The following is a 6,171-nucleotide window of genomic DNA, read 5'->3' as shown; positions in this document are numbered from 1 at the left end:
CTGGTGCTTGAACTCATCGGTGTAGCTACGGCGGGTGATACGGGACATAAGGGACCTCCAAGTGCGATCAAAGTATCGCTTCTTGGCGTCTGCCTACGGGGAGCCAGATCAGTCCGCCGCATGGATGCGGCGGCCAAGCCTCCAGGGACGGATTCACGGCGTCCCCCGCGAGCCCAACCCGACCGCCCCACTCGCGGCTTCTGCTTTCAGCGACCAACCCGAACCCACCCACGAGGGGCTGCGCCGTTGGCTGGAATCTACAACCCGATGCCCGCGTCGCCTTCCGGTTCCAGTGCCTTCACCAGTACCGCCGCCTGCGTGCGGCTGTGACATTCGAGCTTCTTCAGGATCGCGGTGACATGCACCTTCACCGTGTTTTCGGCCAAGCCCAGCGTGTAGGCGATCTGCTTGTTGAGCAGGCCATCGGCCAGGCACAGCAGCACGCGGAACTGCTGCGGCGTCAGTTGTGCCAGACGGCTGGCCAGCAGCGCATCGGCCTCGGATCGCTCGGCCGCCATCGCCGGGAACCACAGCCCGCCATCGAGCACCGCCTGCACCGCCTCGCCGATGGTCTCGGCCGGTGCCGACTTCGGAATGAAACCGGCGGCACCGAACTGCTGGGCGCGGCGGATTACCCGCGGATGGTCGTTGGAGGACAGGATCACCACCGGAATGTCCGGGTGCGAACCGCGCACATGCAGCAACGCGGAGAATCCATGCGCGCCCGGCATCGTCAGGTCCAGCAGCACCATATCCACATCGGGCTGGACATCCAGCGCCTCGGCCAGGGCATCGGCGCTGGCCACCTCGCGCACCTGCACCAGCGGCAGGCTCTGCCGCAACGACTGCACCACTGCCGAACGCAGCAGCGGGTGGTCATCGGCGATCAGGATGGTGTATTCGCTCATGGGGCAAGTTTGGCATGTCGCCGACCACCATGTCCTCCTCCTCGTCCGTGGACTTCTTCTTGAACAGCGCCCACTCGGCTCTGGCCTCCCAATGCAGCATCCGGCCCAGTGCAACGCCGTAGGCCAGCAGAATCAGCGCAATGAAACAGGCGTAGCCAATCGGCCCCACCAGGAAGAACAGCATCTGCGAATAAGGGCCCGCCGGCCGATCCAGATCGATCCGTGTCTCATGTGAGCGCCGCATGTCCTGAAGGTCGAGCAGCATGGCCGAGTAGGCCTTGCTCTCCATCACCGTCTGGTATCGATCTCCCACGAGCAGATGCCGATGATTGGAATAAACAACGTCCGCCAACCCGCAGTTGATCGCGCGATCACCCGATGCTTCCTTGCGCGAATGGATGCACTGGCCGACTGCATCAATGGCGTGATCGAACTGCTGCCACTTCATGGCCTTGAGATAGAAAGACAACCTCTGGTTGCTTTCCTGCTCGGACATCTGCAGCAGGTAAGCAAACGTGCTCCATGTCATCAGCGCAAATGCAGCCCCCAGCAGCGTGATGAAAACCAGCCTTCGCAGACGGTCACGCGCGGACCAGCGAATGACTCCATCAGCAGCACTGCCCAACTGACCTGCAATTGCAGCCACTTCTTTGACGTCCATGTACCACCCTCGATCAACAGTACTGAAGGCAGTATCGGCAGACACCGGGCAATCCGAAGTTGCGATCAGCGCCCCGCCGGCTGCACGCTGCTGCGCCAGGCATCGAGGAACTGGCGGCGCTTGAGCGCGTCCAGGTACACCAGCAGGCCGGGGCCGAGCTGGATCGGGCGGCGGCTGCGCCCCGGTGCATCCTCGCCGCGCGCATTGCCGGTCACGATCGGCATCAGCCGCGCCTGCCGCGACAGCACCTGCTGGCCGCGCGGCGACAGCAGGTAGTCGAGGAAGCGGCGTGCCTCCTGCGGGTGCGGGCCGGTGCGCGGGATCACCGCCGTGCGCAGCATCACCAGTGTGTAGTCCTCCGGCTCGACGATGGCCAGCGGTGCACCGGCATCGATGCGCGCCTGTGCGTAGGAGCCGAGCACGTTGTAGACCAGCGACAGCTGGCCGCTGGCCACCTGGTCCAGCAGCACCCCGGTGCGTTCTTCGCGCACCACGGCGTTGTCGCCCAACGCGCCCAGCAGCGCACCGGCGATACTGCCGCGCTGTGCATCCTGGGTCGCCAGCAGGTAACCCACACTGCTGCGTTCGATGTCGTAGGTGCCGACCTTGCCACGCAGCGGTGCGTCTTCCGCGCGCAGCAGGTCCAGCAGCTGTCGGCGTGTTTTCGGCACCTTCCCGGCGGGCAGCCGGCGGGTGTTGTAGACCATCACCACCGGCTCGTAGCTGATGCCGAAGGCCTCACCGCGCCACTGCGCCCAGGCCGGCAGCGCCGCCGTCTGCGCCGAGCGGTGCGGCAGCGCATGGCCGTCGTTGACCAGCTTGGTCTGCAGGTCCATGCCGCTGGAAATCAGCAGGTCCGGCGAGGCAGGCCCGGCCCGGTCATGCAGGTAACGCGCGTACAGGTCCTGGGTGATGATGTCTTCGTACACCACCGTAGTGCCGGGATGCAGCCGCTGGTAGTCGGCGATGACTTCGGCGAACACCTCGATATCGGTGGTGCCATGGATGCGCAGCTGTGCCGTGCCAGTGCCCTGCGCAGGGAAGCGGCGGACATCGCCGGGCGCGGCCAGCGCCGGCAACGCCAGCAGCAGGGCAAGACCGGCAACAAGCAAGCGGATCATCGGCTGCTCCACGGCAGGCGGATGGTGGCAACCAGGCCACCCTGCGGGCGGTTGCTGAGATCGATCCGGCCACCGTGACTGTCGACCACGCGCTTGACGATGGCCAGGCCAAGACCCGCCCCCCCGGAAGGCGCACCTTCGCCGCGCGCGAAACGCTCGAACACACGCTCGGCATCGGCGGCGGCGATGCCCGGACCATGGTCGGCGATGGTCAGGACGGCCTGCCCACCGTCAACCGCCAAGGCAATCTGCAGCGGACCGTCGCCGCCGTACTTCAGTGCGTTGTCCACCAGGTTCTTGATCGCTTCGCGCAGCAGCAGCGCATCGCCGTGCACACGCACGGGCTCAGCGGTCATCGCCAGCTGCACGCGCGGCGCCGGGCCCGCCTGTGGCAGGGCTTCGTGCAGCGCCTGGTGCACGGTTTCGGCAAGATCGACGGTGGCAAAACGCTGCAGGTGCGAACGGTGGATCACGCTGGCATCGCTGAGCAGCTGGTTGAGCAGCCGGCTCATATGGGTGGCGTTGCGTTCGATGGCCAACAGGCTGCGACGCATGTCCTGCGGATCGTCATCATCCAATGCCAGCTGCGCCTGCGCGCGCAGCGCCGCCAACGGCGTACGCATCTGGTGCGCGGCCTCGGCCATGAACGCGCGCAGGGTTTCATTGCTGCTGGACAGGCGCTCCATGAAACGGTTCAACGCGGCCACCATCTGGTCCATCTCGCGTGGCACGCGCGCATCCAGCGGTTTCAGGTCGGACGGTTCGCGGCGTGACAGTTCGCGCTCGACCCGTACCAGCGGGCGGAACGCACGATGCACGCCAAAGGCCACCAGCGCCAGCAACAGCCCCGACAGCACCCCGATGGCCAGCAACGCGCGATTGACCAGGTCCTGCGCCACCGCCTCACGCGCACGCCGGGTCTGGCCAACCTGGACCTGCACCTCGCCCTGTGCGGAGGCGGCGGCGAAGCTGCGGCTGACCACCACGAAGCGCACGGTTTCGCCGCTGTAGGCCGCATCGAACAACTGCGGCTGGGCACCGGGCCTGCGCGGCGATGCGGGCAGATCAGCGTAGCCGGTGATCAGCGCGCCGCGGCTGTCGGCCACGCGGTAGAACACGCGGTCCTCAGGCGCCATCGCCAGCAGGTCCAGCGCCGCGTACGGCAGATCGACCTGCCACTGGCCATCCACCAGCGCCACCGAATCGGCGATGGACAGCGCCGAGGAGACCAGCAGGTGATCGTAGGAGCGGTTGGCGGCACGCTGGCCGTAATCGCGTGCGGCAAACAGCAGCGCCACCGCGAACACGGCCAGCAGCGCGCCGAGATACAGCAGCAGGGTGCGCCGCAACGAACCCGGCACGGGATTGGCAGGAATCTCAGCTGTCGCCATCGGCACTGTCCGGGCTGGCTTCCAGCAGGTAGCCGACGCCGCGCACCGTGCTGATCCGCAGCGGCGCGCCTGCCAGCTTCTTCCGCAATCGGCCTATGTACAGCTCAATGGCATTGGGTCCGGCCTCGTCATCGAAGCCGAACAGGCCATTGCCGATTTCGTCCTTGCCAACCACCTGGCCGAGACGCCCGACCAGGATCTCCAGCAGCCGGTACTCACGGTTGGGCAGTTCGATCGGCTCGCCGTCCAGGGTCACCCGGTGTGCGGCGTTGTCGAACTGGAAGCCACCGATCTGCACCACTTCGGTGGCCTGCCCGCGTGCACGTCGCAGCAGCACCCGGCAGCGCGCTTCGAACTCGCGGAAATCGAAGGGTTTGCCCAGATAGTCATCGGCGCCCACGTCCAGCGCCTGCACGCGATCTTCGATGCCATCACGCGCGGTCAGCATCAGCACCGGGGTGCTGTCGCCGCGTTCGCGCATGCCGGCCAGCACGCGCAGGCCGTCCAGCTTGGGCAGGCCGATGTCCAGCACGACCAGGTCGAAGCTCTGATAGCGCAGCACGCTGGCCGCGGCCAGGCCGTCGGCCTGCCAGTCCACCGCGTGCCCACTGCGGCGCATGCGACGGATGATCGCATCGGCCAGGTCCGGGTTGTCTTCGACCAGCAGCAGGCGCATGGGCACGGGGGTGGGAGGGGAAACGAATGCTACCGCGTGGAGCGGGATGGCGTCCGCCGGGCCATGCCCGGCGAGCGCAGCGGCAGCGATTTTCGCTGCGCTGCACAAACCGCTGACAGGACGATGACAGCTTGGCCGACACAGACTGCGGCCGCGCACCATCCGGTGCCCACGATTGCCGCGCGCCTGGCGTGCACCTGGGAGGGTTTGTGGAATTCAAGTTTGCCTGGCAGCGTCCCGCCGCCGTGATGGCCCTGGCTGCGCTGGCCGCGCCGGCCTTCGCCGAAGACGAGCGACCGGTCACCGCCACTGTCGGCGGCCGCCTGCATCTGGACTTTGCCACCTTCGACAACGACAACCGGGGCACCCCGAACAAGGATGACACCGAGATCCGTCGTGCATGGCTGGACGTATCGGGCAAGTTCTTCGTGGTCGACTACAAGCTGGAAGCCGATTTCTCCGGTGACCGCGTCGAAGCCAAGGATGTCTACCTCAGCCGCAGCTTCGGCGATGCCGGTCGCCTGACGGTGGGCCAGTTCAAGCAGTATTTCTCGCTGGATGACCGCACCGGCTCCAACTACGGCAGCTTCCTGGAGCGCGGCAACGCCGGCACCACGCTGGCGCCGTTGTACCGGCTGGGCGCGTCGTGGCAGGCCAATCCCGGTGATTTCACCTGGGCAGCCAGCGTCTACAGCCTGGAAAGCATCGATGCCTGGCAGGTGAAGGGCCGCGCCGCCGGTGGCCGCGTGACCTGGGCACCGGCCCCCAGCGAAGGCGATGTGCTGCACCTGGGCCTGTCGCTGGCCCGCGAGGCGTACGACAACCCGGGTGGCAACGGCACGCCGGGCCTGAAGATCCGCCCGCGCCCGGCCGGCCACCTGTCCGATGAGAGCCGGCTGACCCTGGTCGATTTCTCTGCCGGCCGCGATACCGACGTCAACAAGTGGTCGCTGGAGTACGCGCAGGTGCGCGGCCCGCTGTCGTGGCAGGGCGAGTTCAGCGGTGCCACCTTCGACGATGGCGCCCAGCGCGGCGATGTCATGGCCGCCTACGGCATGCTCAGCTGGTTCGTCACTGGCGAAAGCCGCAGCTATGACCGCAAGACCGGCCGCTTTGCCCGGGTCAAGAACATCCGCCACAAGGCTGGCGCCTTCGAAGTGGCGCTGCGCTATGACCAGATGTGGGGCGCCCAGCACCTGGATGGCGCACCCGATCTGCGCCGCGGCAGCACCGAAGGCTGGACGCTGGGTGGCAACTGGTACCTGCGCGACAACCTGCGTTTCATGCTCAACGTGATCGAAAGCCGCAACCGTGACCGCCTGGCCGGGGTGACGGTGGACCGCACACGCGCGGTCACCGGCCGCCTGCAGTTCGACTTCTAGGCAACAGCCCCTTCCACTCCCCCACATCCTGA

Annotated in this window: 6 protein-coding genes; 1 reads left to right on the top strand and 5 read right to left on the bottom strand. The window is 66.8% G+C overall.

Annotation, left to right across the window (positions count from 1 at the left end; all coding sequences use genetic code 11):
• Positions 1-257: 257 nt before the first annotated feature.
• The 5 genes from ACVOLJ_RS12350 to ACVOLJ_RS12330 form a co-directional block, all read right to left on the bottom strand.
• Entirely contained in the window at positions 258-908 is a 651-nt protein-coding gene (locus ACVOLJ_RS12350; RefSeq protein WP_481564241.1) for a response regulator, read from the bottom strand.
• Positions 877-1,569: a hypothetical protein gene (locus ACVOLJ_RS12345; protein WP_481564240.1), complete on the bottom strand. Its 693-nt coding sequence runs from the start codon at positions 1,567-1,569 to the stop codon at positions 877-879. Before ACVOLJ_RS12345 ends, ACVOLJ_RS12350 begins: the two co-directional genes overlap by 32 nt.
• A gap of 65 nt (positions 1,570-1,634) precedes the next feature.
• Positions 1,635-2,690: an ABC transporter substrate-binding protein gene (locus ACVOLJ_RS12340; protein WP_481564239.1), complete on the bottom strand. Its 1,056-nt coding sequence runs from the start codon at positions 2,688-2,690 to the stop codon at positions 1,635-1,637.
• Positions 2,687-4,081, bottom strand: coding sequence for a sensor histidine kinase N-terminal domain-containing protein (locus tag ACVOLJ_RS12335; RefSeq protein WP_475278240.1), 1,395 nt, complete (start codon positions 4,079-4,081; stop codon positions 2,687-2,689). Before ACVOLJ_RS12335 ends, ACVOLJ_RS12340 begins: the two co-directional genes overlap by 4 nt.
• Positions 4,068-4,757, bottom strand: coding sequence for a response regulator (locus ACVOLJ_RS12330; protein WP_481564238.1), 690 nt, complete (start codon positions 4,755-4,757; stop codon positions 4,068-4,070). The genes ACVOLJ_RS12335 and ACVOLJ_RS12330 overlap by 14 nt, the downstream gene beginning before the upstream one ends.
• Positions 4,758-5,005: 248 nt before the next feature.
• Here ACVOLJ_RS12330 and ACVOLJ_RS12325 point away from each other — a divergent pair, with 248 nt between their 5' ends.
• Positions 5,006-6,139 carry an OprO/OprP family phosphate-selective porin gene (locus tag ACVOLJ_RS12325; protein ID WP_475278688.1) on the top strand — a complete coding sequence of 378 codons (1,134 nt, stop codon included), beginning with the start codon at positions 5,006-5,008 and terminating at the stop codon, positions 6,137-6,139.
• The last annotated feature ends 32 nt before the right edge of the window (positions 6,140-6,171 follow it).

The organism is Stenotrophomonas sp. STEN046, assembly GCF_056759755.1.
Note: the sequence above shows the minus strand (reverse complement) of the source record. Positions and strands in the feature narration are given on the sequence as shown.

What these genes read in the sequence shown, in the direction of transcription:
- ACVOLJ_RS12340 (WP_481564239.1), bottom strand. Translation starts at nt 2,690, where the DNA reads ATGATCCGCTTGCTTGTTGCCGGTCTTGCCCTGCTGCTGGCGTTGCCG.
- ACVOLJ_RS12330 (WP_481564238.1), bottom strand. Translation starts at nt 4,757, where the DNA reads ATGCGCCTGCTGCTGGTCGAAGACAACCCGGACCTGGCCGATGCGATC.
- ACVOLJ_RS12335 (WP_475278240.1), bottom strand. Translation starts at nt 4,081, where the DNA reads ATGGCGACAGCTGAGATTCCTGCCAATCCCGTGCCGGGTTCGTTGCGG.
- ACVOLJ_RS12325 (WP_475278688.1), top strand. Translation starts at nt 5,006, where the DNA reads ATGGCCCTGGCTGCGCTGGCCGCGCCGGCCTTCGCCGAAGACGAGCGA.
- ACVOLJ_RS12350 (WP_481564241.1), bottom strand. Translation starts at nt 908, where the DNA reads ATGAGCGAATACACCATCCTGATCGCCGATGACCACCCGCTGCTGCGT.
- ACVOLJ_RS12345 (WP_481564240.1), bottom strand. Translation starts at nt 1,569, where the DNA reads ATGGACGTCAAAGAAGTGGCTGCAATTGCAGGTCAGTTGGGCAGTGCT.